This window comes from Pseudomonas sp. WS 5412 (genome assembly GCF_012985615.1).
GTDB lineage: Bacteria > Pseudomonadota > Gammaproteobacteria > Pseudomonadales > Pseudomonadaceae > Aquipseudomonas > Aquipseudomonas shahriarae.
In genome coordinates this window covers 141,618-163,604 of sequence record NZ_JAARMB010000011.1, presented here as the reverse complement: position 1 = coordinate 163,604, position 21,987 = coordinate 141,618, and the positions used below count along the sequence as shown (strand labels likewise).

Genomic DNA, 21,987 nt, shown 5'->3' with positions numbered 1-21,987 from the left:
ACACTTGTTTTTGCTGGCCCCACTCCCAGCGCCCGCCGCAGTTCCAATGTGTGCGGGCTTGCCAGCTCCCACATTTGAGCCGCGCGACACTGGTAGCGCTTCGTCGTCTGCCAGGACGGCATCGTTTACCAAGCCAGACACATGTCTGGCCTAGTGCCCTCCTCATGGCCTAGACTGATCCGCATCTGCTGTCCTCCGCTTTTGCTCTTAAGGCCTCTTGCATGTCCGATCCTCGCTATCAGATCGACGTCAGCGTCGTCACCCGCTTCCTGGCGGAACAATCGCAACCTGAACAGAACCGCTTTGCCTTTGCCTACACCGTCACGGTGAAGAACAACGGCCAGGTGGCCGCCAAGCTGCTGTCGCGCCATTGGGTCATCACCGACGGCGACGGCCATGTCGAGGAAGTGCGCGGTGCGGGTGTCATCGGCCAACAGCCACTGATCGACAGCGGCGCCAGCCACACCTACAGCAGCGGCACCGTAATGACCTCCAAGGTCGGCACGATGCAAGGCAGCTATCAGATGCTTGCCGAAGACGGCAAACACTTCGACGCCATCATCGCCCCCTTCCGCCTGGCGGTACCGGGAGCCCTGCACTGATGGCAACCTATGCTGTCGGCGACCTGCAAGGCTGCCTGGAGCCGCTCAAATGCCTGCTTGACCGTGTAGCCTTCGACCCAGCCCAAGATCGTCTGTGGCTGGTGGGCGATCTGGTCAACCGTGGCCCGCAATCCCTGGAAACCCTGCGCTTTCTTTATGGCATGCGCGACGCCCTGGTGTGCGTACTGGGCAACCATGACCTGCACCTGCTGGCGGTCGGCAATAACATCGAGCGCCTGAAAAAGGGCGATACCCTGCGCGAAATCCTCGAAGCTCCGGATCGCGCCGAGTTGCTGGACTGGCTGCGCCGGCAAAAGCTCGTGCACTACGACGAGGGCCGCAATACCGTCCTGGTGCATGCCGGCATACCACCGCAGTGGAGCCTGAAAAAAGCCCTTAAATGTGCTGCCGAGGTTGAAACCGCCCTGGCCGATGACACGCTGTTCGCCACCTACCTGGACGGCATGTACGGCAATGAGCCAGTGAAGTGGGATAACGATCTGACCGGCGTTGCCCGCCTACGGGTCATTACCAACTACTTCACGCGCATGCGCTTTTGCACCGCCGAAGGCAAACTCGACCTCAAGAGCAAGGAAGGCGCCGAAACCGCCCTGCCCGGCTACAAGCCCTGGTTTACCCACAAGGAGCGCAAGACCCGCGAAACGAAGATCATCTTCGGTCACTGGGCCGCCCTTGAAGGTCACTGCGACGAGCCCGGGGTATTTGCCCTCGACACAGGGTGTGTCTGGGGCGGAGCCATGACCCTGATGAACATCGACACCGGCGAGCGCCTGAGCTGCCAGTGTGAATCCCCCCTTCCCGTTACACTGCCGGCTGCCGCCAAGCGCTAAACGCCGCTTGCCGCCCGCCCAAGGAGCCCGCCATGAGCCAATTCAAACGTATCCCTCCCGAACAAGCCCAGGCCCTGCGTGAACAAGGCGCCGTGGTGGTGGATATCCGTGATCCCCAGACTTACGCCCTGAACCACATCAAGGGCGCACAGCACCTGGACAACCACAACATTGCCGATTTCATCCGCGCCGCCGACCTCGACGCGCCAGTGATCGTGGCCTGCTATCACGGCAATTCCAGCCAGAGCGCGGCGGCCTATCTGGTCAGCCAGGGGTTCTCCGATGTCTACAGCCTGGACGGCGGCTTTGAGCTGTGGCGTACGACGTATCCTGCGGAAACTGCCACAGGCAATTCGCAATAATTTTTTTCAAACCCCGCTACCCCGCGTGACGCTTGGGCTCGCGCCGTTTCTGAGAAACGGCGCACCCAAACTAATTAGGCATCTCGCCTTGACCTCCCGGATTCCCAACTATCATTAAGCGCAGGCCATCCAAAACAGGGGAGAGCCGGTACACCGGCGTGCGGGTCATCGGTAGCGTTTCAGGGTGTTCTGGGGGGAAATGGCCACGGCAAACGCCACTGGCTGCCAGCATCGACTGATTGATCCGGCGTCGGCTCCACGTATCGAGCGAGGTGACGACGTCATGAGTATTTTTAGCCACTTCCAACAACGCTTCGAGTCCACCCAGCAGGAAGAACTCACGCTGCAGGAGTATCTTGAGCTGTGCAAAAAGGACCGCAGCACCTATGCGTCTGCCGCCGAGCGCCTGCTACTGGCGATTGGCGAACCGGAGCTGGTAGACACCTCCAACAACTCGCGGCTGTCGCGAATATTCTCCAACAAGGTGATCCGCCGCTACCCGGCCTTTGAAGACTTCCATGGCATGGAAGAATGCATCGACCAGATCGTCTCCTACTTCCGCCATGCCGCCCAGGGCCTGGAAGAGAAGAAACAGATTCTCTACCTGCTCGGCCCCGTGGGCGGCGGTAAATCTTCCCTGGCCGAAAAGCTCAAGCAACTGATCGAAAAGGTGCCCTTCTACGCGATCAAGGGCTCTCCGGTGTTCGAGTCGCCCCTGGGCCTGTTCAACGCCACAGAAGATGGCGCAATCCTCGAAGAAGACTTTGGCATCCCACGGCGCTATCTCAACACCATCATGTCGCCCTGGGCCACCAAGCGCCTGGCCGAGTTCGGCGGCGATATCAGCCAGTTCCGGGTGGTGAAGCTCTATCCGTCGATTCTCAACCAGATCGGCGTCGCCAAGACCGAACCGGGGGATGAAAACAACCAGGATATTTCCGCGCTGGTGGGCAAGGTGGATATCCGCAAGCTGGAGGAATTCCCGCAGAACGACGCCGATGCCTACAGCTACTCGGGCGCACTGTGCCGGGCCAACCAGGGCCTGATGGAGTTCGTGGAGATGTTCAAGGCGCCGATCAAGGTGCTGCACCCACTGCTCACCGCCACCCAGGAAGGCAACTACAACAGTACCGAAGGCCTCGGGGCGATTCCGTTCACTGGCATCCTGCTGGCCCACTCCAACGAATCGGAGTGGCACACCTTCCGCAACAACAAGAACAACGAAGCCTTCATCGACCGGATCTATATCGTCAAGGTGCCGTACTGCCTGCGGGTCAGCGATGAAATCAAGATCTACGACAAATTGCTGTTCAACAGTTCCCTGGCCAAGGCCCATTGCGCGCCAGATACCCTGAAGATGCTCGCCCAGTTCACGGTGCTCTCGCGTCTCAAGGAGCCGGAAAACTCGAATATCTACTCGAAAATGCGCGTCTACGACGGGGAGAACCTCAAGGACACCGATCCCAAGGCCAAGTCGATCCAGGAATACCGCGACACGGCGGGCGTCGATGAGGGCATGAATGGCCTGTCGACCCGCTTCGCCTTCAAGATCCTGTCCAAGGTCTTCAACTTCGACCCCCATGAGATCGCCGCCAACCCGGTACACCTGCTCTATGTACTGGAGCAGCAGATCGAACAGGAGCAGTTCCAGGCTGAAACCCGCGAGCGTTACCTGCGCTTCCTCAAGGAGTACCTGGCGCCGCGCTATATCGAGTTCATCGGCAAGGAGATCCAGACCGCCTACCTGGAGTCCTACAGCGAATACGGCCAGAACATCTTCGACCGCTATGTGCTGTACGCCGACTTCTGGATTCAGGATCAGGAATACCGCGACCCCGAAACCGGCGAGATCCTCAACCGCGTAGCCCTCAACGAAGAGCTGGAGAAGATCGAGAAACCGGCCGGCATCAGCAATCCGAAGGATTTCCGCAACGAAATCGTCAACTTCGTACTGCGCGCCCGGGCCAACAACAACGGCAAGAACCCGACCTGGCTCAGCTACGAGAAGCTGCGGGTGGTCATCGAGAAAAAAATGTTTTCCAACACCGAGGATCTGCTGCCGGTCATCAGCTTCAACGCCAAGGCCAGCAAGGAGGACCAGCAAAAACACAACGACTTCGTCACGCGAATGGTCGAGCGCGGCTACACCGACAAACAGGTACGGCTGCTCTCCGAGTGGTACCTGCGGGTGCGCAAATCGCAGTAAGGCAGCGACAGGCGTGCGCTGCCGGGCGGCCTGGCAGTTGACCGCTTGTCTCTAAGCTTCCAGCTCGCGGCTTGAAGCTTGTAACGTGAAGCTGCCCGGAGGGCTCCCTATGAGCTATGTGATCGACCGACGCCTCAATGGCAAGAACAAGAGCACGGTAAACCGCCAGCGGTTCCTGCGGCGTTACCGTGACCACATCAAAAAGGCCGTCGAAGAGGCGGTGAGTCGCCGTTCCATTACCGATATGGAGCACGGCGAGCAGATCAGCATTCCCGGCCGGGACATCGACGAACCGGTGCTGCATCACGGCCGCGGCGGCAAACAGACCGTGGTTCATCCGGGAAACAAGGAATTTACCACTGGCGAGCATATCCAGCGCCCTCAGGGCGGTGGCGGCGGCAAAGGCCCAGGCAAGGCCGGCAACTCCGGCGAAGGCATGGATGAGTTCGTGTTCCAGATTACCCAGGAGGAATTCCTCGAATTCATGTTCGAGGACCTGGAGCTACCCAACCTGGTCAAGCGCAACCTGACCGGCACTGACACCTTCAAGACCGTGCGCGCCGGTATCAGCAACGAGGGCAACCCCTCGCGCATCAATATCATCCGCACCCTGCGTTCGGCCCACGCACGGCGTATCGCCCTGTCTGGCAGCAGCCGCGCCAAACTGAGGGAAGCCAAGGAAGAGTTGGCGCGCTTGAAGCGCGAAGAGCCGGACAACTTCGGCGATATCCAGGAAATCGAAGCAGAAATCGAGAAACTCAGCGCGCGCATCCACCGCGTGCCGTTCCTCGACACCTTCGACTTGAAATACAACCTGCTGGTCAAGCAACCCAACCCCAGCTCCAAGGCCGTGATGTTCTGCCTGATGGACGTTTCCGGCTCCATGACCCAGGCGACCAAGGACATCGCCAAGCGCTTCTTTATTCTGCTGTACCTGTTTCTCAAGCGTAACTACGACAAGATCGACGTGGTGTTTATCCGCCATCACACCAGCGCCCGCGAGGTCGACGAGGAAGAGTTTTTCTATTCGCGGGAGACCGGCGGCACCATCGTGTCCAGTGCTCTGAAGCTGATGCAGGAAATCATGGCTGAGCGCTACCCAGCCAACGAATGGAACATCTACGCGGCCCAGGCTTCCGACGGCGACAACTGGAACGACGACTCGCCCATCTGCCGCGACATCCTGATCAACCAGATCATGCCGTTCGTGCAGTACTACACTTATGTGGAGATTACCCCCCGCGAGCACCAGGCCCTGTGGTTTGAATACGAGCGCATCGGTGAAGCCTTCGCCGATACCTTCGCCCAGCAACAACTGGTCTCGGCCGGCGATATCTATCCGGTCTTCCGTGAACTCTTCCAGCGCAGGTTAGTGACATGACCGCCAAAGAGCATAAGCGCCAACCCATTTCCACGGGGTCCGAATGGACCTTCGAACTGATCCAGGCCTATGACCGGGAAATCAGCCGCATTGCGGCCGGTTATGCCCTGGATACCTATCCCAACCAGATCGAAGTGATCACCGCCGAACAGATGATGGACGCGTATGCCTCGGTGGGCATGCCCCTGGGCTATCACCATTGGTCCTACGGCAAGCACTTCCTCAGCACCGAGAAGTCCTACAGCCGTGGCCAGATGGGCCTGGCCTACGAAATCGTGATCAACTCCGACCCGTGCATCGCCTACCTGATGGAAGAAAACACCATCTGCATGCAGGCACTGGTGGTGGCCCACGCGTGCTACGGCCACAACAGTTTCTTCAAGGGCAACTATCTGTTCCGCACCTGGACCGACGCCAGTTCGATCATTGATTACCTGGTGTTCGCCAAGCAGTACATCATGCAATGCGAGGAGCGCCACGGGATCGACGCCGTGGAAGACCTGCTCGACTCCTGCCATGCCTTGATGAACTACGGGGTAGACCGCTACAAACGCCCTTACCCCATTTCCGCCGAAGAGGAACGGCTGCGGCAGAAGGACCGTGAAGAGCATCTGCAAAAGCAGATCAACGACTTGTGGCGCACCATCCCCAAGCGCGCCGACAAGAACAGCGACAAAGACAATGCACGCTTCCCCAGCGAACCCCAGGAAAACATCCTGTACTTCCTGGAAAAGCACGCCCCGTTGCTGGAGCCGTGGCAACGGGAGATCGTGCGGATCGTGCGCAAGATCGCCCAGTATTTCTACCCCCAGCGCCAGACCCAGGTGATGAACGAAGGCTGGGCTACGTTCTGGCATTACACCCTGATAAACGACCTCTACGACGAAGGGCTGGTGACCGACGGTTTCATGATGGAGTTCCTCACCTCCCATACCAGCGTGGTCTTCCAGCCAGGCTTCGACAGCCCCTACTACAGCGGCATCAACCCTTATGCCCTGGGCTTTGCCATGTACCGGGATATCCGGCGCATGTGCGAACACCCGACCGAGGAAGATCGCCGCTGGTTCCCGGAGATCGCCGGCAGCGACTGGTTATCGACCCTCAAGTTCGCCATGAGCAGCTTCAAGGATGAGAGCTTTATCCTGCAGTACCTGTCGCCCCAGGTGATTCGTGATCTCAAGCTGTTCAGCATTATGGATGACGACCTCAAGGACGACCTGCTGGTACCTGCCATTCACGACGAAGCCGGTTACCGCACCATCCGCGAGACCCTGGCGGCCCAGTACAACCTGGGCAACCGCGAGCCCAACGTGCAGATCTACAGCATCGATATGCGCGGCGACCGCTCCCTGACCCTGCGCCACCAGCAGCACGACCGCAACCCCCTGGGCGAATCCACGGATGAAGTGCTCAAGCACCTGCACCGGCTATGGGGTTTTGATATCCATCTGGAGACGCTGCAAGGCGACCAGATCATGAAAACCCACCATGTTCCGCCGCGCAACGAACACAACGACAACGACTACGGCCGCCTGGACCTGGCCGTGGTTCACCTTTGACACAGCAATGCCTCCATTGGCCTGGCACAGGCGTTATCCTGTAGGGCTAATGGAGGCTTTTTCATGCAAATCTACAAAGTCGGCGGAGCGGTACGTGATCGCTTGCTGGGCATTTCCGTTACCGATGTCGATCGGGTCGTCGTAGGCGCCACCACCGAAGAAATGCTCGCCCTGGGCTATCGGCCTGTGGGCTCTGATTTTCCGGTGTTCCTGGACCCGAAAAACAACGAGGAGTACGCCCTCGCCCGTACCGAGCGCAAGAGCGGCCGGGGGTATGGCGGATTTGTGTTTCATGCCAGCCCTGAAGTCACCCTCGAACAAGACTTGATCCGTCGCGACCTGACCATCAACGCCATGGCTGAAGACGACGACGGCAACCTGACCGATCCCTATCATGGCCAACGCGATCTGCAAGCCCGAGTGCTGCGCCACGTTTCCCCGGCGTTCGCCGAAGATCCCTTACGTGTGTTGCGGGTGGCACGGTTTGCCGCACGTTATGCCAGCCTCGGTTTCACTGTCGCCCCCGAAACCCTGGAACTGATGCGCCAACTCAGTGACTCTGGCGAACTGGATGCGCTGACCCCGGAGCGCAGCTGGAAGGAAATTTCCCGGGCGCTGATGGAAGATCAACCCCAGGTGTTTATCCAGGTGCTGCGCGACTGCCACGCCCTGAAAACCTTGCTGCCGGAAGTGGACGCGCTGTTCGGTGTACCCCAACCCGAAGCCCACCATCCGGAAATTGATACCGGCATCCATACCCTGGGCGTGCTGGAACAGGCAGCCCTCCACGCCCAACCCTTGACTGTGCGCTGGGCTTGCCTGCTGCATGATCTGGGCAAGGGCCTGACCCCTGTGGATAAGTTGCCCCGGCATATTGCTCACGAGCAGCGGGGCCTGAAGCTGATCAGAGCGGTCAATGAACGCTTCAAAGTGCCGAAGGATTGCCAGGAACTGGCACTTTTGGTTGGCGAGTATCACACCCACGGCCATCGTGCCCTGGAGCTGAAAGCCTCGACCCTGCTGGAGTTGCTGCAGAGTTTTGACGTATTCCGCCGACCACAGCGTTTTGAAGAGTTTGTTGTCGCCTGCGAAATGGACGCACGGGGCCGCAAGGGCCTTGAGCAGCGAAGTTATCCACAGGCGGATTATTTACGCGGTGCTGCGCGGGTAGCGCGGGGGGTGGCGGTGGCGCCATTGCTGGAGAAAGGCTTCAAGGGCCCGGAACTGGGTGAGGCTCTCAAGCGTGAGCGGCTCAAAGCCCTGAAAGCCTACAAAGAACACCATTCACTGCAGGAGCGGGGGGACGCCTAGTGCTTGCCCGCGCCTACAGAAGAGCGTCCGGAGTCAGTTGCCGGTCGCGCCATTTGAAGGCAACCGGGGCCAGCACCTGCTCAATCTGTGCATCCCGCCACAGCACGGCAAATGTCTTGCCCACTTCAGGATGCACACGCTCCGGCGCCATCAACGACAGCGGCCACAGCACAAACGCGTTCTTCAGGATCTCTGCGCGCGGCAGCACCAGCCCGTCGAAATTTCCCGTCAGGTCGCCATACAGCAGCACATCAATATCCAGGGGCAAGCCCTTGCGATCCGGCGCGTAACGGCCATTGTCAGCCTCGATGACCTTCAACCGGCGGTCCAACTCCAGCAACGACAGATCGGTATACGCCGACACCACCAGATTGAAAAACGGCCCACTCTTGATCCCCACCGGCTGGCTTTCGAACACGGCGGAACAGCGCATATCGGTCAAAAAGCCATCCAACGCCTCAAGCCCCGCCTGCAAATGGGGCTCGCGCTCGATATTACTGCCAAGACCAAGGTAAACCTGAGTTAGCGACATCCGCGCTCGATCTCCACGCCCACGCCCTTGGCGGCCGGGACGGCACCGGGCTTGGTCAACTTGAGGTGCAGCCAGGGGATCTGGAACTCCTCCATCAAGACTTGCGCCAGGCGCTCGGCGAACGTTTCCACCAGTTGGAACTGCGCCTGCTCGGCAAACGCCTGGATGCGTGTGCAAACACTGGCGTAATCGAGGGCCAGGGTCAGGTCATCACCGGCTGCGGCGGGGCGATTGTCCCAGGCGAAACTCAGGTCCAGGCGCAGGCACTGACGGATACCGCGCTCCCAGTCGTAGGCCCCGATTACGGTGTCAACTTCCAGGCCTTCGATAAACACTCTGTCCAAGCACTCTTCTCCACAGCACGACAAGGGCGCAATGCCCCGTTAGAATCAAGGCGTCCTCGCCCGGAATAGTTAGCATGTCTTGGTTACTGGCGACCCTCGCCTACCTGCTCGGCTCGCTGTCCTTTGCCATCTTGCTCAGCCGCCTGACGGGAAATCCCGACCCGCGAATGAGTGGCTCAGGCAATGCCGGCGCCACCAATATGTTGCGCCTGGCCGGCAAGAAGCTCGCCGTACTCACGCTGCTTGGCGACGTGTGCAAAGGCCTTTTGCCCGTACTGATCGCCGATCTCGCCGGCCTCTCCCTGCAACAACAAGCCTGGATCGGTGTATGCGCCGTCCTCGGCCATCTGTTCCCGCTGTACTTTCGCTTTCGCGGTGGCAAGGGCGTCGCGACGGCGGCCGGCATGCTGCTGGGGATCTACCCACCGGCAGCCCTGCTAGCGGTGGCCGCCTGGCTGCTGACGTTCTACCTGACCCGCACCAGCTCCCTTGCCGCATTGATCGCCACGCCCCTGACCCTGCCATTGCTGGCCTGGCAGGAGCCGGCGGCCCTGCTACCGATGAGCGTACTCACCCTGCTGATTGTATGGCGCCATCGCGGCAATTTACGCGACCTGTTTGCCGGGCGCGAACGGCATTTTTAAATACGCCGGCTGAACCCGCCTCATGTTCGTCGATCACAACGGCGGCAATTGCTCCATCGGCCAACGCGCCTGCACGCTGATGGCCAGGCTTTCATGCTGGCCAGCCTGCAACCGCTGGCAACCGGCGAAGGCGATCATCGCGCCGTTGTCGGTGCAGAACTCGGGGCGAGCGTAAAACACCTCGCCCTTGAGGTCGCCGAGCATTTTTTCCAATGACAGACGCAAGGCCTTGTTGGCGCTGACGCCGCCTGCAATGACCAGGCGCTTCATGCCGGCCTGTTTCAAGGCACGCTTGCACTTGATGGTCAAAGTCTCCACCACCGCCTGCTGGAACGCCAGAGAGATGTCGCAACGGGCTTGCTCGCTGTCGTCCCCGGCGCTGACGCTTTGCTGCCAGGTGTTCAAGGCAAAGGTTTTCAAGCCACTGAAGCTGAACATCAGGCCAGGGCGATCACACATCGGGCGAGGGAAGGTATAGCGCCCGGCCACGCCTTTTTCCGCCAGACGCGCGATTTCCGGACCACCGGGATAATTGAGGTTCATCATCTTGGCGGTCTTGTCGAAAGCCTCGCCGGCAGCATCGTCCAGGGTCTCCCCCAGAAGCGTGTACTGGCCGATTGCATCGACCTGAACCAGCTGCGTATGGCCACCGGAAACCAACAAAGCGACGAACGGGAACCCAGGCGGGTTTTCTTCCAGCATCGGCGCCAGTAAATGGCCTTCCATATGGTGCACGCCGAGGGCTGGAATACCCCAGGCAAACGCCAGCGCCTGGGCGCAGGAGGCCCCAACCAGCAGGGCCCCGACCAATCCCGGGCCGGCGGTATAGGCGATGGCATCAATCTCGGTGGCGACGCAACCGGCCTCGTCCAACACCTGACGAATCAGTGGCAGCATGCGTTTGACGTGATCCCGGCTGGCAAGCTCGGGCACCACGCCGCCGTAGGCCCGGTGCAGGTCGATCTGACTGAACAGCGCATCGGCCAAAAGCCCGCGTTCACTGTCGTAAAGCGCGACGCCGGTCTCGTCGCAGGAGGTTTCTAAGCCCAGTACTAACATGGGTTTGCGCCTTGTAGAGGCTGAATTCGAAGGCGCGCATAATAGTCGCCACTTCCCCTCCCGACTAGCGGTTTTCGATCAGAGGCTTTGCATTCCGGGCAATGAGGGGTTAACATCCGCAACCCTTAAAAACCGACGACCTCAGCCGCGAATTTTTTGCGACGAGAACGTTGATTCCCGGTAATGAAAGAAGGTAGCTCTGGATGCCAGCCGTCAAAGTAAAAGAGAACGAACCCTTCGACGTAGCTCTGCGTCGTTTCAAGCGCTCCTGCGAAAAAGCCGGTGTTCTGGCTGAAGTTCGTAGCCGCGAATTTTATGAGAAGCCAACTTCTGAGCGTAAGCGCAAAGCAGCAGCCGCTGTTAAGCGTCACGCCAAGAAAGTTCAGCGCGAGCAGCGCCGCGCCGTTCGTCTGTACTAATACACAGACGTTCGTAGCAAGCTTCTGCCAAGCCCGGCCCTCAGCCGGGCTGTTGGCATTTGCGGATATCGCTTGATGCTTCACCGTCGACGCCGCACATGCGACCGAGACAAAGCTTCACACGTCAGGACTGGCTCTTTTGCCAGCGGTGCGCGTCTCTTCTGACGAGCCTATCAAGGCTACTGACGAGCACACTTATTTTCCAAGCAGGCGATCAATAGGTCGACTGTGCCCCATGATGAGCTCCCGAGGCCGCACTGGCCGCGACCGGACTCCAGGGCAACACTTTCAAACACGTCGAAGACTGATTGGAACTACCGTCAGTGAACACTCGACAGATACACTTCCTGACAGCCCAAACAGACATTTGATGATCAAGCCGCCAACATGCGCGCCTTGAGTGCGTCACGGGCTCTCATTTACACGCAGTGATGACGAGAACGCCATGGCCGGGCTAATTCCCCAGAGCTTTATTGACGACCTTCTGAACCGCACCGACATCGTCGATGTTGTCAGCTCACGCGTGCAAATGAAAAAGGCCGGCAAGAACTACACGGCCTGCTGCCCATTCCACAAAGAAAAGACCCCATCGTTCAGCGTCAGCCCCGACAAGCAGTTCTACTACTGCTTCGGCTGCGGCGCGGGCGGCAATGCCCTCGGCTTTATCATGGACCACGACAACCTGGATTTCCCCCAGGCCGTCGAGGAACTGGCCAAAGCCGCCGGCATGGAAATCCCCCGCGAAGAAAGTGGCCGGCCGCACAAACCACGCCAGCCCACCGACTCGCCGCTGTACCCGCTGCTCACCGCCGCCGCCGAGTTCTACCGCCAGGCCCTGAAAAGCCATCCGCAGCGCAAGGCCGCCGTGGACTACCTCAAGGGCCGCGGCCTGACCGGGGAAATTGCCCGCGACTTCGGCCTGGGCTTCGCCCCGCCGGGCTGGGACAATCTGTATAAGCACCTGAGCAGCGACACCCTGCAGCAAAAAGCCATGATCGACGCCGGCCTCCTGGTGGAAAACGCCGAGACCGGCAAACGCTATGACCGTTTCCGCGACCGGGTGATGTTCCCGATCCGCGACAGCCGTGGCCGTATCATCGCCTTCGGCGGCCGAGTACTGGGTGACGACAAGCCCAAATACCTGAACTCCCCGGAAACCCCGGTTTTTCACAAGGGCCAGGAACTCTACGGCCTGTTTGAAGCGCGCAAGAACAACCGCAACCTCGATGAAATCATCGTGGTTGAAGGCTATATGGACGTGATCGCCCTGGCCCAGCAAGGCCTGCGCAATGCCGTCGCGACCCTCGGCACCGCCACCAGCGAAGAGCACATGAAGCGCCTGTTTCGTGTGGTGCCCAGCGTATTGTTCTGTTTCGACGGCGACCAGGCCGGGCGCAATGCGGCCTGGCGTGCCCTCGAGGCCACCCTGTCGAGCCTGCAGGATGGCCGCCGCGCACGTTTCCTGTTCCTGCCCGAAGGCGAAGACCCGGACACTCTGGTGCGCTCCGAAGGCACCGACGCGTTCCGCGCGCGCATCCACCAGCACGCACAGCCGCTGGCCGATTATTTTTTCCAGCAATTGACCGAAGAAGCCGATCCGCGCTCCCTCGAAGGCAAGGCCCACATGGCCACCCTCGCAGCACCGCTGATCGACAAGGTGCCCGGCGCCAACCTCAAGGCCCTGATGCGCCAGCGCCTGCTGGAAATCACCGGCCTGAGCGGCGAAGCGGTCAGCCAGCTGGTGCACAGCGCGCCCCAGGACGCGCCACCGGCCTATGACCCGGGCTTCGACTACGATGCAATGCCGGACTACGCTGACTTCCACCAGCCCCAAGAAGCCTTTGTGCCTCAACAGGACTGGACGCCGAAGAAACCCGGCGCCGGCGGCAAGAAATGGGACAAGAAGCCCTGGAGCAAAAACGGCAAGCGCGGCGATCGCGACGAGGCCTACGCCCCGCGCACGCCGGTGGCCGTGGAGGCGCCGACGCTGATTGCCCTGCGCACCCTGATCCACCACCCGCAACTGGCAGGAAAAGTGGAAAGCGCCGAACATTTTGCCAACGAAAGCAACACCTATGCCCAGGTGCTAATTGCCCTGATCGAGGCCGTACAGAAAAATCCTAAGCTAAACTCTATTCAGCTTATGGCTCGCTGGCACGGCACGGAACAAGGCCGCTTGTTGAAGGCTCTCGCGGAAAAGGAGTGGCTAATTGACGGCGATAACCTTGAACAACAGTTTTTAGACACCATTACTAGGTTATCCGCGGGCCAGCACACGCAGACCCTCGATGAACTCATCAAGAGAGCAAGGCAGCCGGGATTGTCGGCTGAAGAGCAAATTCAGATAGCAAAACAGATGCGCGACCTCTTAAAACAGAATGTTTCCGCATCAAACCCGACCTCAGCTGGCGTGTGAGGTCATAGCTCGGGTATAATCCTCGGCTTGTTTTTTGCCCGCCAAGACCTTCAGTGGATAGGGTGTTATGTCCGGAAAAGCGCAACAGCAGTCTCGTATCAAAGATTTGATCCTCCTGGGTCGTGAGCAGAAGTATCTGACTTACGCAGAGGTCAATGACCACCTGCCTGAGGATATTTCAGATCCTGAGCAGGTGGAAGACATCATCCGCATGATTAACGACATGGGGATCCCCGTACACGAGAGTGCTCCGGATGCGGACGCCCTTATGTTGGCCGACTCTGATACCGACGAAGCAGCCGCTGAAGAAGCAGCCGCCGCGTTGGCAGCAGTGGAGACCGACATCGGTCGCACGACTGACCCTGTGCGCATGTATATGCGCGAAATGGGTACGGTAGAGCTCCTGACACGGGAAGGCGAAATCGAAATCGCCAAACGTATCGAGGAAGGCATCCGTGAAGTGATGGGCGCAATTGCGCACTTCCCAGGCACGGTTGACCATATTCTGTCCGAGTACACTCGTGTGACCACCGAGGGTGGCCGCCTGTCCGACGTCCTGAGCGGTTATATCGACCCGGACGACGGCATTACTCCGCCGGCTGCCGAAATACCGCCGCCTGTCGACCCGAAAGCCGTGAAAGCGGACGACGAAACCGACGACGACGAAGCTGAAGCCAGCACCGACGACGACGAAGAAGTCGAAAGCGGTCCGGATCCCATCATCGCAGCCCAGCGCTTTGGCGCGGTCTCCGATCAGATGGAACTGGCGCGCAAGGCCCTGAAGAAGCATGGTCGTGGCAGCAAGCAGGCAACCGCCGAACTGCTGGCCCTGGCTGAGCTGTTCATGCCGATCAAACTGGTACCGAAGCAATTCGAAGGCCTGGTTGAGCGGGTTCGTAGCGCCCTTGAGCGTCTGCGTGCACAAGAGCGTGCGATCATGCAGCTCTGTGTCCGTGATGCGCGCATGCCGCGTGCCGACTTCCTGCGCCAGTTCCCGGGCAATGAAGTTGACGAAAGCTGGACCGACGCACTGGCCAAGGGCAAAAGCAAATACGCTGAAGCCATTGGTCGCTTCCAGGCCGACATCGTTCGTTGCCAGCAGAAGCTGACTGCACTGCAGACCGAAACCGGTCTGACGATTGCCGAGATCAAGGACATCAACCGTCGCATGTCGATCGGCGAGGCCAAGGCCCGCCGCGCGAAGAAAGAGATGGTTGAAGCGAACTTGCGTCTGGTGATCTCCATCGCCAAGAAGTACACCAACCGTGGCCTGCAATTCCTCGACCTGATCCAGGAAGGCAACATCGGCTTGATGAAGGCTGTGGACAAGTTCGAATACCGTCGCGGCTACAAGTTCTCGACTTATGCCACCTGGTGGATCCGTCAGGCGATCACTCGCTCGATCGCCGACCAGGCCCGCACCATCCGTATTCCGGTGCACATGATCGAGACCATCAACAAGCTCAACCGTATTTCCCGGCAGATGTTGCAGGAAATGGGTCGTGAACCGACCCCGGAAGAGCTGGGCGAACGCATGGAAATGCCTGAGGATAAAATCCGCAAGGTATTGAAGATCGCTAAAGAGCCGATCTCCATGGAAACCCCGATCGGTGATGACGAAGACTCCCATCTGGGTGACTTCATCGAAGACTCGACCATGCAGTCGCCAATCGATGTCGCCACCGTTGAGAGCCTTAAAGAAGCGACGCGCGACGTACTGTCCGGCCTCACTGCCCGTGAAGCCAAGGTACTGCGCATGCGTTTCGGCATCGACATGAATACCGACCACACCCTTGAGGAAGTCGGTAAGCAGTTTGACGTGACCCGCGAGCGGATCCGTCAGATCGAAGCCAAGGCGCTGCGCAAGTTGCGCCACCCGACGAGAAGCGAGCATTTGCGCTCCTTCCTCGACGAGTGATCACAAAACCCCCAGGCCCAGGCCTGGGGGTTTTGCTTTGTGCAGATTAAATCCTCCCCGCGTCACTCCCCCTCGCAATGCCCGTCTACACTCGAAATATTCCCCGTGCCATAACGAGACCGTTATGCCCAGACTGCCGACCGTGCTACTGCTGTCGCTGCTGACCTGGACCGCGACGGCTGGCGCGTTGACTCTCACAGATGAAGAGCAGGGCTGGTTGGCGGACCACCCAGAGTTGCGCCTGGGCGTTGATGCCTCGTGGCCGCCGTTTGAATATCGCGATGAAGAAGGTCGCTATCAGGGCCTGGCCGCTGACTATGTGCGGCTGCTCCAGGAACGCCTGGGCATCAAGATCAAGCTGATAGAACCGGCCAACTGGAGCGCATTGCTGGAGCAGGCGCGGAACAACCAGCTCGACCTGTTGCCGGGCATCATGTCCACCCCGGAGCGCCAGGGCTTCCTCGCATTCTCCCGGCCTTACCTCGACTTCCCCATCGTCATTCTCGCCCATGAAGGCGGTGCCCAGCCCCGCTCCCTCAAGGACCTGTATGGCCTGAAGATCGCCGTGGTGGAGAACTATGCCCCCCACGAATTGCTGCGCACCCACCATCCCGACCTGAACCTGGTGGCGATGCCCAATGTCAGCTCGACGTTGCAGGCCCTGGCCACCGATGAGGTGGACGCCGTCGTCGGCGACCTCGCCTCCAGCGTCTGGAGCCTGCGCCAGCTCAAGCTCGACGGCTTGTATGTCAGTGGCGAAACGCCCTATCGCTACCAACTGGCAATGGGCGTGCCTCGAGAGAACAAACTGCTGATTGGCATTCTGGATAAAGTGCTCGCCGACCTCAGCCCCAGCGAAATTAACGAGATCCAGGAGCACTGGGTCGGCAATGTCATTGATCACCGGGCGTTCTGGGCCGACTTGCTGCTCTACGGCCTGCCTGCCGTGCTGCTGTTAAGTACCGTGCTGGCCATCGTCATTCGGATCAACCGCCGGCTCAGTTCGGAAATTTCCCGCCGGGTAGCCCTGGAGCAAAAACTGCGCAGCAGCGAATACCATTACCGTGGGCTGGTAGAGAGCCTCTCCGCCATAGCCTGGGAAGCTGACATCAACGATTTCACCTACAGCTACGTGTCACCCCACGCCGAAGAACTACTGGGCTATCCACGGGCTCACTGGCTGATCCCCGGCTTCTGGCGCAACATCATTCACCCCGCCGACCTGACCCGCGCCGACAGCTTCTGCAAGCAGGAAACCCGCGCCAACCGCGACCACAGCATTGATTACCGGGTGATCACCGCTGACGGCCGCTGCCTGTGGGTCAGGGACATTGTCAGCCTGATCAAGTATGGGCATGAGCCGGTTCTGCGTGGCCTGATGATTGATATCAGCGAGGCCAAGCGCACCGAGGAAGCGTTGCGGCTCTCGCAGGAGAAGTTCGCCTCGGTGTTCCAGCAGTGCCCGGACATCCTGGTAATCGCCCGCCTGTCCGATGGCTGTCTGCTGGAGGTCAACAATGCATTCGAGGACCAGATTGGCCTGAGCGCCGCAGACGTCATTGGCAAGACCGCTACCGAGCTGAACATCTGGGGTATCCAGGGTGTGGGGCCCAACCTGCTCAAGCGCGTGCAGAGCACCAGTATCCGTAACCTGGAGATGCCGTTCCTGCGCAGCAACGGCCAGGCGTTTACCGGGCTGATTTCTGCCGAACCCTTCCAGCTCGATACCACCGCAGCCTTGGTAGTGGTGGTGCGGGATATCACCCAACTGAAGGAAACCCAGCAACTGCTGCAGACTACCGAAGAGAAGTTCGCCAAGGCCTTCCACGCCTCGCCGGATGGCTTGTTACTGACCCGCCAGAGTGATGGCCTGCTGCTGGAAGTCAATGAAGGCTTTAGCCGTATCACCGGGTTCAACAGTGCGATGTCCCTGGACCAATCGACCCTGGACCTGGGCATCTGGGTGGACTTGAACGAACGCAAGCACATGCTCGAGCTGCTGCAGCGCGACGGCCTGGTGCGTGATTTCGTCTGCCATATCCGACGCAGTGACGGGCAGATTCGCCTGTGCGAGGTGTCCAGCCGCCCACTGCCCATCGGTGATGACGATTGCATGCTGACCATCGCCCGCGACATTACCGAACGCCAGTTGATGCAGGAAAAACTGCAACAGGCCGCAACAGTTTTCGAAAGTACCGCCGAAGGCGTATTGATCACCGATACCCGGCAGAACATCAGCGCCGTCAACCGTGCCTTCAGCGAAATCACTGGCTACAGCGAAGCCGAAGCCCTGGGCCACACCCCACGCCTGCTGGCTTCCGGCCTGCACGACAGCGCCTTCTACGCGGCGATGTGGCATCAATTGACCGCCAACGGCCACTGGCAAGGCGAGATCTCCAACCGCCGCAAGAACGGCGAGTTGTATCCCAGTTGGCTGACCATCAGCGCCGTGCGCAATCACGACCAGTCGATCACCCACTTCGTGGCGGTATTTGCCGATATCTCCAGCCTCAAGCACGCCCAGGCACGGCTTGACTACCAGGCGCACCACGACCCGCTCACCGGCCTGCCCAACCGCACTCTGTTTGAGAATCGCCTGCAGGCCGCCCTCAATAACCAACAGGAAACCGGCAGCCAGGGTGCGGTGCTGTTTCTCGACCTCGACCGTTTCAAACACATCAACGACAGCCTCGGCCACCCGATTGGCGACCTGCTGCTCAAGGACATTGCCGTGCGCCTCAAGGAGCAGTTGCGCGATATCGACACCGTGGCCCGCCTGGGCGGTGACGAATTCATCATCCTGCTGCCCGGCCTGCAACAAGCCTGCGACGCCCAGCACCTGGCCAATAAACTGCTGGCCTGCTTCACCCCGCCCTTCCAGGCGGGCGAGCACGAGTTCTTTATCAGCGCCAGCATCGGCACCAGCTTCTATCCCCAAGACGGCATCGACGTTGCCACCCTGGTCAAAAACGCCGATGCCGCCATGTACCGCTCCAAAGCCAAGGGCCGCAACCGGGTCGAGCGCTACACCCAGGACCTCACCGCCCAGGCCAACGAGCGCGTCGCCCTCGAACACGAACTGCGGCGCGCCTTAGAGCGCGAAGAACTGTTTCTGTATTACCAACCCAAGCTGAGCCTGGAGACCCAACAACTGATCGGCGCCGAAGCCCTGATCCGCTGGCGCCACCCGACCTTCGGCGACGTGCCTCCCGAACACTTCATCGCCCTGGCCGAAGAAAACGGCATGATCCTGCAAATCGGCGACTGGGTCCTGGAACAGGCTTGCCGACAACTGCACCAGTGGCGCAAGTCCTATGACTACTTTGGCCCACTCTCCGTCAACCTCGCCGGTGCCCAACTGCGCCACCCCAACCTGCTGGGGCGCATCGAGCAACTGCTCCGGGACAACCACCTGGAGCCCGGTTGCCTGCAACTGGAAATCACCGAAAACTTCATCATGAGCCAGGCCGAAGAAGCCCTGGAAGTACTGCATAAACTCAAGCGCCTGGGCGTACAGCTGGCCATCGACGACTTCGGCACCGGCTATTCATCCTTAAGCTACCTCAAGCGCCTGCCCCTGGACTTCCTGAAAATCGACCAGTCCTTCGTCCGCGGCCTGCCGGATGACCCCCACGACGCCGCCATCGTGCGCGCCATCATCGCCCTGGGTCACAGCATGCAATTCACCATCATCGCCGAAGGCGTAGAAACCCTCGCCCAACAGGCCTTCCTCACTGACGAAGGCTGCGAACAAATGCAAGGCTACATCGTCAGCCTGCCCCTGCCCCCCGACATATTCGCCGCGACCTTCCTTCACATGACCCATTCGGATTTTTCGGATAGCACAGTGGAGAAACCATCGTTATAATCCGCGACCTACTGAGGGCCTATAGCTCAGTTGGTTAGAGCAGGGGACTCATAATCCCTTGGTCGTAGGTTCGAGTCCTACTGGGCCCACCATCTCTAAAAGCCGCGCACTGCGCGGCTTTCGCGTTTCTAGCGGTCCCCCCAAGCACCACTGGCCATGAGCCTGTAACATGCTCCCCCATTGCCGCCCACGCCGGAGCCCATCTTGTCCGCCCCCCGCCCTCCCGTTCTCGATGAAATCGACCGCCAACTAATCGCCGCCTTGCAGCTCAACGCCCGTGAAAGCGTGGCAATGCTTGCTCGGCAATTGGGGGTTGCCCGCACCACGGTGACCTCGCGCCTGGCGCGTCTGGAAAAGACTCAGGTGATTACCGGTTATGGCGTGCGCCTTGGCCAGCGGGTGGTGGATGGGGGGCTGCAGGCGTATGTGGGGATCACGGTGCAACCGCGTTCCGGCAAGGAAGTGCTGCGCCGACTCAGTGCCATGGCTCAGGTCCAGCAGCTGTGTGCGGTCAGTGGTGAGTTTGACTATGTAGCCTGGCTGCGCACCGATTCGCCGGAGCAGCTGGATCAACTGCTGGACCAGATCGGCAGTGTCGATGGGGTAGAAAAGACCACCACCTCGATCATCCTCAGCAGCAAACTGGATCGCGGCCAGCCAATCTGACCGCCAGCTTCGTCACTTCGACTAAAAACAAATCAAACCGACGACACATTGCGTCTTATTAACGAGCGCTACGCTCCCTAGAATGGCTGCCATCTTTTCCTATACTTCACGGGTCGTGCCCCGCGGAGTTGCCAGCAAGGTCAGCCATGAACGCCACTCACAAGAACAATCGCCACCCTGCAGACGGTAAAAAACCTATCACCATCTTTGGTCCGGACTTCCCGTTCGCCTTCGATGACTGGATCGAACACCCGGCCGGGCTGGGCAGTATTCCTGCCGCCAACCACGGCGCCGAAGTGGCGATTGTCGGTGCGGGTATTGCCGGGCTGGTGGCCGCCTACGAACTGATGAAGCTCGGTCTCAAGCCAGTGGTGTATGAAGCCTCGAAAATGGGCGGGCGCCTGCGCTCCCAGGCGTTTGAAGGAGCCGAAGGCATCATCGCCGAACTGGGCGGCATGCGTTTCCCGGTGTCGTCGACGGCGTTCTACCACTATGTGGATAAGCTGGGACTGGAAACCAAGCCCTTCCCCAACCCGTTGACCCCGGCCTCCGGCAGTACCGTGATCGACCTGGAAGGCCAGACCCATTACGCACAGAAACTCGCCGACCTTCCTGCGCTGTTCCAGGAAGTGGCTGACGCCTGGGCCGACGCCCTGGAGGCCGGTTCGCAGTTCAGCGATATCCAGCAAGCCATTCGCGACCGCGATGTGCCACGCCTCAAGGCGCTGTGGAACACCCTGGTGCCGCTGTGGGACGACCGCACCTTCTACGACTTCGTCGCCACGTCCAAGGCATTCGCCAAGCTGTCGTTCCATCACCGTGAGGTGTTCGGCCAGGTAGGTTTCGGCACCGGTGGCTGGGACTCGGACTTCCCCAACTCGATGCTGGAAATCTTCCGGGTGGTGATGACCAATTGCGACGACCACCAGCACCTGGTGGTCGGTGGCGTGGCGCAGGTGCCCATGGGGATCTGGCGCCACGTGCCGGAGCGTTGCGCCCATTGGCCAGCCGGCACCAGCCTCAGCTCCCTGCACCATGGCGCGCCACGGGCTGGGGTCAAGCGCATTGCCCATGCTGCCGACGGGCGTTTCGCGGTCACCGACAATTACGGCGACACCCGGGAATACGCCGCCGTGCTGACCACCTGCCAGAGCTGGCTGCTGACCACTCAGATCGAATGCGACGAAAGCCTGTTCTCGCAAAAAATGTGGATGGCTCTGGATCGCACGCGCTATATGCAGTCGTCGAAAACCTTTGTCATGGTCGACCGGCCTTTCTGGAAGGACAAAGACCCGGAAACCGGCCGCGACCTGATGAGCATGACCCTCACCGACCGCCTGACCCGTGGCACCTATCTGTTCGACAACGGCGACGACAAGCCGGGGGTTATCTGCCTGTCCTACTCGTGGATGAGCGACGCCCTGAAAATGCTGCCGCAGCCCATTGATAAACGGGTGAAGCTGGCACTCGATGCGCTGAAAAAGATCTACCCGAAAGTCGACCTCAAGGCGCGGATCATTGGCGACCCGATCACCGTCTCCTGGGAGGCCGACCCGCACTTCCTCGGCGCGTTCAAGGGCGCGCTGCCGGGCCACTACCGCTATAACCAGCGTATGTACGCACACTTCATGCAAAAGGATATGCCGGCCGAGCAGCGCGGGATTTTCATTGCCGGCGACGATGTATCCTGGACCCCTGCCTGGGTCGAAGGCGCAGTGCAGACCTCGCTGAACGCGGTTTGGGGCATCATGACCCACTTCGGTGGCAGTACCCACCCGCAAAACCCGGGGCCTGGGGATGTATTCGATGAGATCGGCCCTATCGCCCTGGCCGAATAAGGAGTCAAGCC

17 protein-coding genes and 1 tRNA gene are annotated in these 21,987 nt (G+C 60.0%); 15 read left to right on the top strand and 3 right to left on the bottom strand.

Translation table 11 applies throughout. The annotated features are described in order from the left end of the window. Positions 1–221 precede the first annotated feature (221 nt). The 7 genes from apaG to HBR94_RS16505 all read left to right on the top strand — a co-directional run bounded on the left by apaG (position 222) and on the right by HBR94_RS16505 (position 8,272). Positions 222–602, top strand: coding sequence for a Co2+/Mg2+ efflux protein ApaG (gene apaG / locus HBR94_RS16535; protein WP_057960789.1), 381 nt, complete (start codon positions 222–224; stop codon positions 600–602). Beyond that, the gene (locus HBR94_RS16530; RefSeq protein WP_057960790.1) at positions 602–1,453 is read left to right on the top strand and encodes a symmetrical bis(5'-nucleosyl)-tetraphosphatase; all 852 of its coding nucleotides are present in this window, start codon (positions 602–604) and stop codon (positions 1,451–1,453) included. Before apaG ends, HBR94_RS16530 begins: the two co-directional genes overlap by 1 nt. A gap of 32 nt (positions 1,454–1,485) precedes the next feature. Continuing rightward, positions 1,486–1,815 (top strand): thiosulfate sulfurtransferase GlpE, encoded by a 330-nt coding sequence (glpE, locus tag HBR94_RS16525; RefSeq protein WP_170045212.1) that lies wholly within the window; start codon positions 1,486–1,488, stop codon positions 1,813–1,815. A 283-nt stretch (positions 1,816–2,098) separates the two neighbouring features. After that, on the top strand, positions 2,099–4,021 hold the full coding sequence (locus tag HBR94_RS16520; RefSeq protein WP_017739508.1) for a PrkA family serine protein kinase: 1,923 nt from the start codon (positions 2,099–2,101) through the stop codon (positions 4,019–4,021). 109 nt (positions 4,022–4,130) lie between these two features. Further along, on the top strand, positions 4,131–5,402 hold the full coding sequence (locus tag HBR94_RS16515) for a YeaH/YhbH family protein (protein ID WP_057444302.1): 1,272 nt from the start codon (positions 4,131–4,133) through the stop codon (positions 5,400–5,402). Further along, entirely contained in the window at positions 5,399–6,961 is a 1,563-nt protein-coding gene (locus tag HBR94_RS16510) for a SpoVR family protein (protein WP_170045211.1), read from the top strand. Before HBR94_RS16515 ends, HBR94_RS16510 begins: the two co-directional genes overlap by 4 nt. A 63-nt stretch (positions 6,962–7,024) precedes the next feature. Further along, a complete protein-coding gene (locus HBR94_RS16505) occupies positions 7,025–8,272 on the top strand; it encodes a multifunctional CCA addition/repair protein (protein WP_170045210.1) in 1,248 nt (415 codons plus the stop codon). 13 nt (positions 8,273–8,285) lie between these two features. On the opposite strand, the gene folK is transcribed toward HBR94_RS16505, so the two are convergent. Together folK and folB are read right to left on the bottom strand one after the other, a co-directional pair. Next, entirely contained in the window at positions 8,286–8,804 is a 519-nt protein-coding gene (gene folK / locus HBR94_RS16500; RefSeq protein ID WP_170045209.1) for a 2-amino-4-hydroxy-6-hydroxymethyldihydropteridine diphosphokinase, read from the bottom strand. Then, entirely contained in the window at positions 8,795–9,148 is a 354-nt protein-coding gene (gene folB / locus HBR94_RS16495) for a dihydroneopterin aldolase (protein ID WP_057440310.1), read from the bottom strand. The genes folK and folB overlap by 10 nt, the downstream gene beginning before the upstream one ends. A gap of 74 nt (positions 9,149–9,222) precedes the next feature. On the opposite strand from folB, the gene plsY reads away from it, so the two are divergent. Further along, positions 9,223–9,792, top strand: coding sequence for a glycerol-3-phosphate 1-O-acyltransferase PlsY (gene plsY / locus HBR94_RS16490; protein ID WP_057440309.1), 570 nt, complete (start codon positions 9,223–9,225; stop codon positions 9,790–9,792). Positions 9,793–9,825: 33 nt separating this feature from the next. Here plsY and tsaD read toward each other — a convergent pair whose 3' ends face one another. After that, positions 9,826–10,851 carry a tRNA (adenosine(37)-N6)-threonylcarbamoyltransferase complex transferase subunit TsaD gene (gene tsaD / locus HBR94_RS16485; RefSeq protein ID WP_057960795.1) on the bottom strand — a complete coding sequence of 342 codons (1,026 nt, stop codon included), beginning with the start codon at positions 10,849–10,851 and terminating at the stop codon, positions 9,826–9,828. 203 nt (positions 10,852–11,054) lie between these two features. Here tsaD and rpsU point away from each other — a divergent pair, with 203 nt between their 5' ends. From rpsU to HBR94_RS16450, 7 genes are all read left to right on the top strand, one after another. Continuing rightward, complete coding sequence (gene rpsU, locus HBR94_RS16480) at positions 11,055–11,270, top strand: 30S ribosomal protein S21 (RefSeq protein ID WP_002551877.1); 216 nt, start codon at positions 11,055–11,057, stop codon at positions 11,268–11,270. Between the two features lie 445 nt (positions 11,271–11,715). Further along, a complete protein-coding gene (gene dnaG / locus HBR94_RS16475) occupies positions 11,716–13,686 on the top strand; it encodes a DNA primase (protein ID WP_115129134.1) in 1,971 nt (656 codons plus the stop codon). A gap of 67 nt (positions 13,687–13,753) precedes the next feature. Next, positions 13,754–15,604 carry an RNA polymerase sigma factor RpoD gene (gene rpoD / locus HBR94_RS16470; protein WP_057444304.1) on the top strand — a complete coding sequence of 617 codons (1,851 nt, stop codon included), beginning with the start codon at positions 13,754–13,756 and terminating at the stop codon, positions 15,602–15,604. Between the two features lie 124 nt (positions 15,605–15,728). Then, positions 15,729–19,472: a bifunctional diguanylate cyclase/phosphodiesterase gene (locus HBR94_RS16465; RefSeq protein WP_170045208.1), complete on the top strand. Its 3,744-nt coding sequence runs from the start codon at positions 15,729–15,731 to the stop codon at positions 19,470–19,472. A gap of 15 nt (positions 19,473–19,487) precedes the next feature. Continuing rightward, positions 19,488–19,564, top strand: a tRNA-Ile gene (locus HBR94_RS16460). 112 nt (positions 19,565–19,676) lie between these two features. Beyond that, positions 19,677–20,138, top strand: a complete 462-nt coding sequence (locus HBR94_RS16455) for an Lrp/AsnC family transcriptional regulator (protein ID WP_170045207.1) — start codon at positions 19,677–19,679, stop codon at positions 20,136–20,138. Between the two features lie 146 nt (positions 20,139–20,284). Then, positions 20,285–21,976 carry an NAD(P)/FAD-dependent oxidoreductase gene (locus HBR94_RS16450; RefSeq protein WP_170045206.1) on the top strand — a complete coding sequence of 564 codons (1,692 nt, stop codon included), beginning with the start codon at positions 20,285–20,287 and terminating at the stop codon, positions 21,974–21,976. Positions 21,977–21,987 lie beyond the last annotated feature (11 nt).

Bases quoted from the DNA above. Each gene is read 5' to 3' on its own strand.
- glpE (WP_170045212.1), top strand. From the start codon at position 1,486: ATGAGCCAATTCAAACGTATCCCTCCCGAACAAGCCCAGGCCCTGCGT.
- HBR94_RS16530 (WP_057960790.1), top strand. From the start codon at position 602: ATGGCAACCTATGCTGTCGGCGACCTGCAAGGCTGCCTGGAGCCGCTC.
- plsY (WP_057440309.1), top strand. From the start codon at position 9,223: ATGTCTTGGTTACTGGCGACCCTCGCCTACCTGCTCGGCTCGCTGTCC.
- rpsU (WP_002551877.1), top strand. From the start codon at position 11,055: ATGCCAGCCGTCAAAGTAAAAGAGAACGAACCCTTCGACGTAGCTCTG.
- HBR94_RS16515 (WP_057444302.1), top strand. From the start codon at position 4,131: ATGAGCTATGTGATCGACCGACGCCTCAATGGCAAGAACAAGAGCACG.
- apaG (WP_057960789.1), top strand. From the start codon at position 222: ATGTCCGATCCTCGCTATCAGATCGACGTCAGCGTCGTCACCCGCTTC.
- dnaG (WP_115129134.1), top strand. From the start codon at position 11,716: ATGGCCGGGCTAATTCCCCAGAGCTTTATTGACGACCTTCTGAACCGC.
- HBR94_RS16465 (WP_170045208.1), top strand. From the start codon at position 15,729: ATGCCCAGACTGCCGACCGTGCTACTGCTGTCGCTGCTGACCTGGACC.
- HBR94_RS16520 (WP_017739508.1), top strand. From the start codon at position 2,099: ATGAGTATTTTTAGCCACTTCCAACAACGCTTCGAGTCCACCCAGCAG.
- HBR94_RS16505 (WP_170045210.1), top strand. From the start codon at position 7,025: ATGCAAATCTACAAAGTCGGCGGAGCGGTACGTGATCGCTTGCTGGGC.
- HBR94_RS16510 (WP_170045211.1), top strand. From the start codon at position 5,399: ATGACCGCCAAAGAGCATAAGCGCCAACCCATTTCCACGGGGTCCGAA.
- rpoD (WP_057444304.1), top strand. From the start codon at position 13,754: ATGTCCGGAAAAGCGCAACAGCAGTCTCGTATCAAAGATTTGATCCTC.
- folK (WP_170045209.1), bottom strand. From the start codon at position 8,804: ATGTCGCTAACTCAGGTTTACCTTGGTCTTGGCAGTAATATCGAGCGC.
- HBR94_RS16450 (WP_170045206.1), top strand. From the start codon at position 20,285: ATGAACGCCACTCACAAGAACAATCGCCACCCTGCAGACGGTAAAAAA.
- tsaD (WP_057960795.1), bottom strand. From the start codon at position 10,851: ATGTTAGTACTGGGCTTAGAAACCTCCTGCGACGAGACCGGCGTCGCG.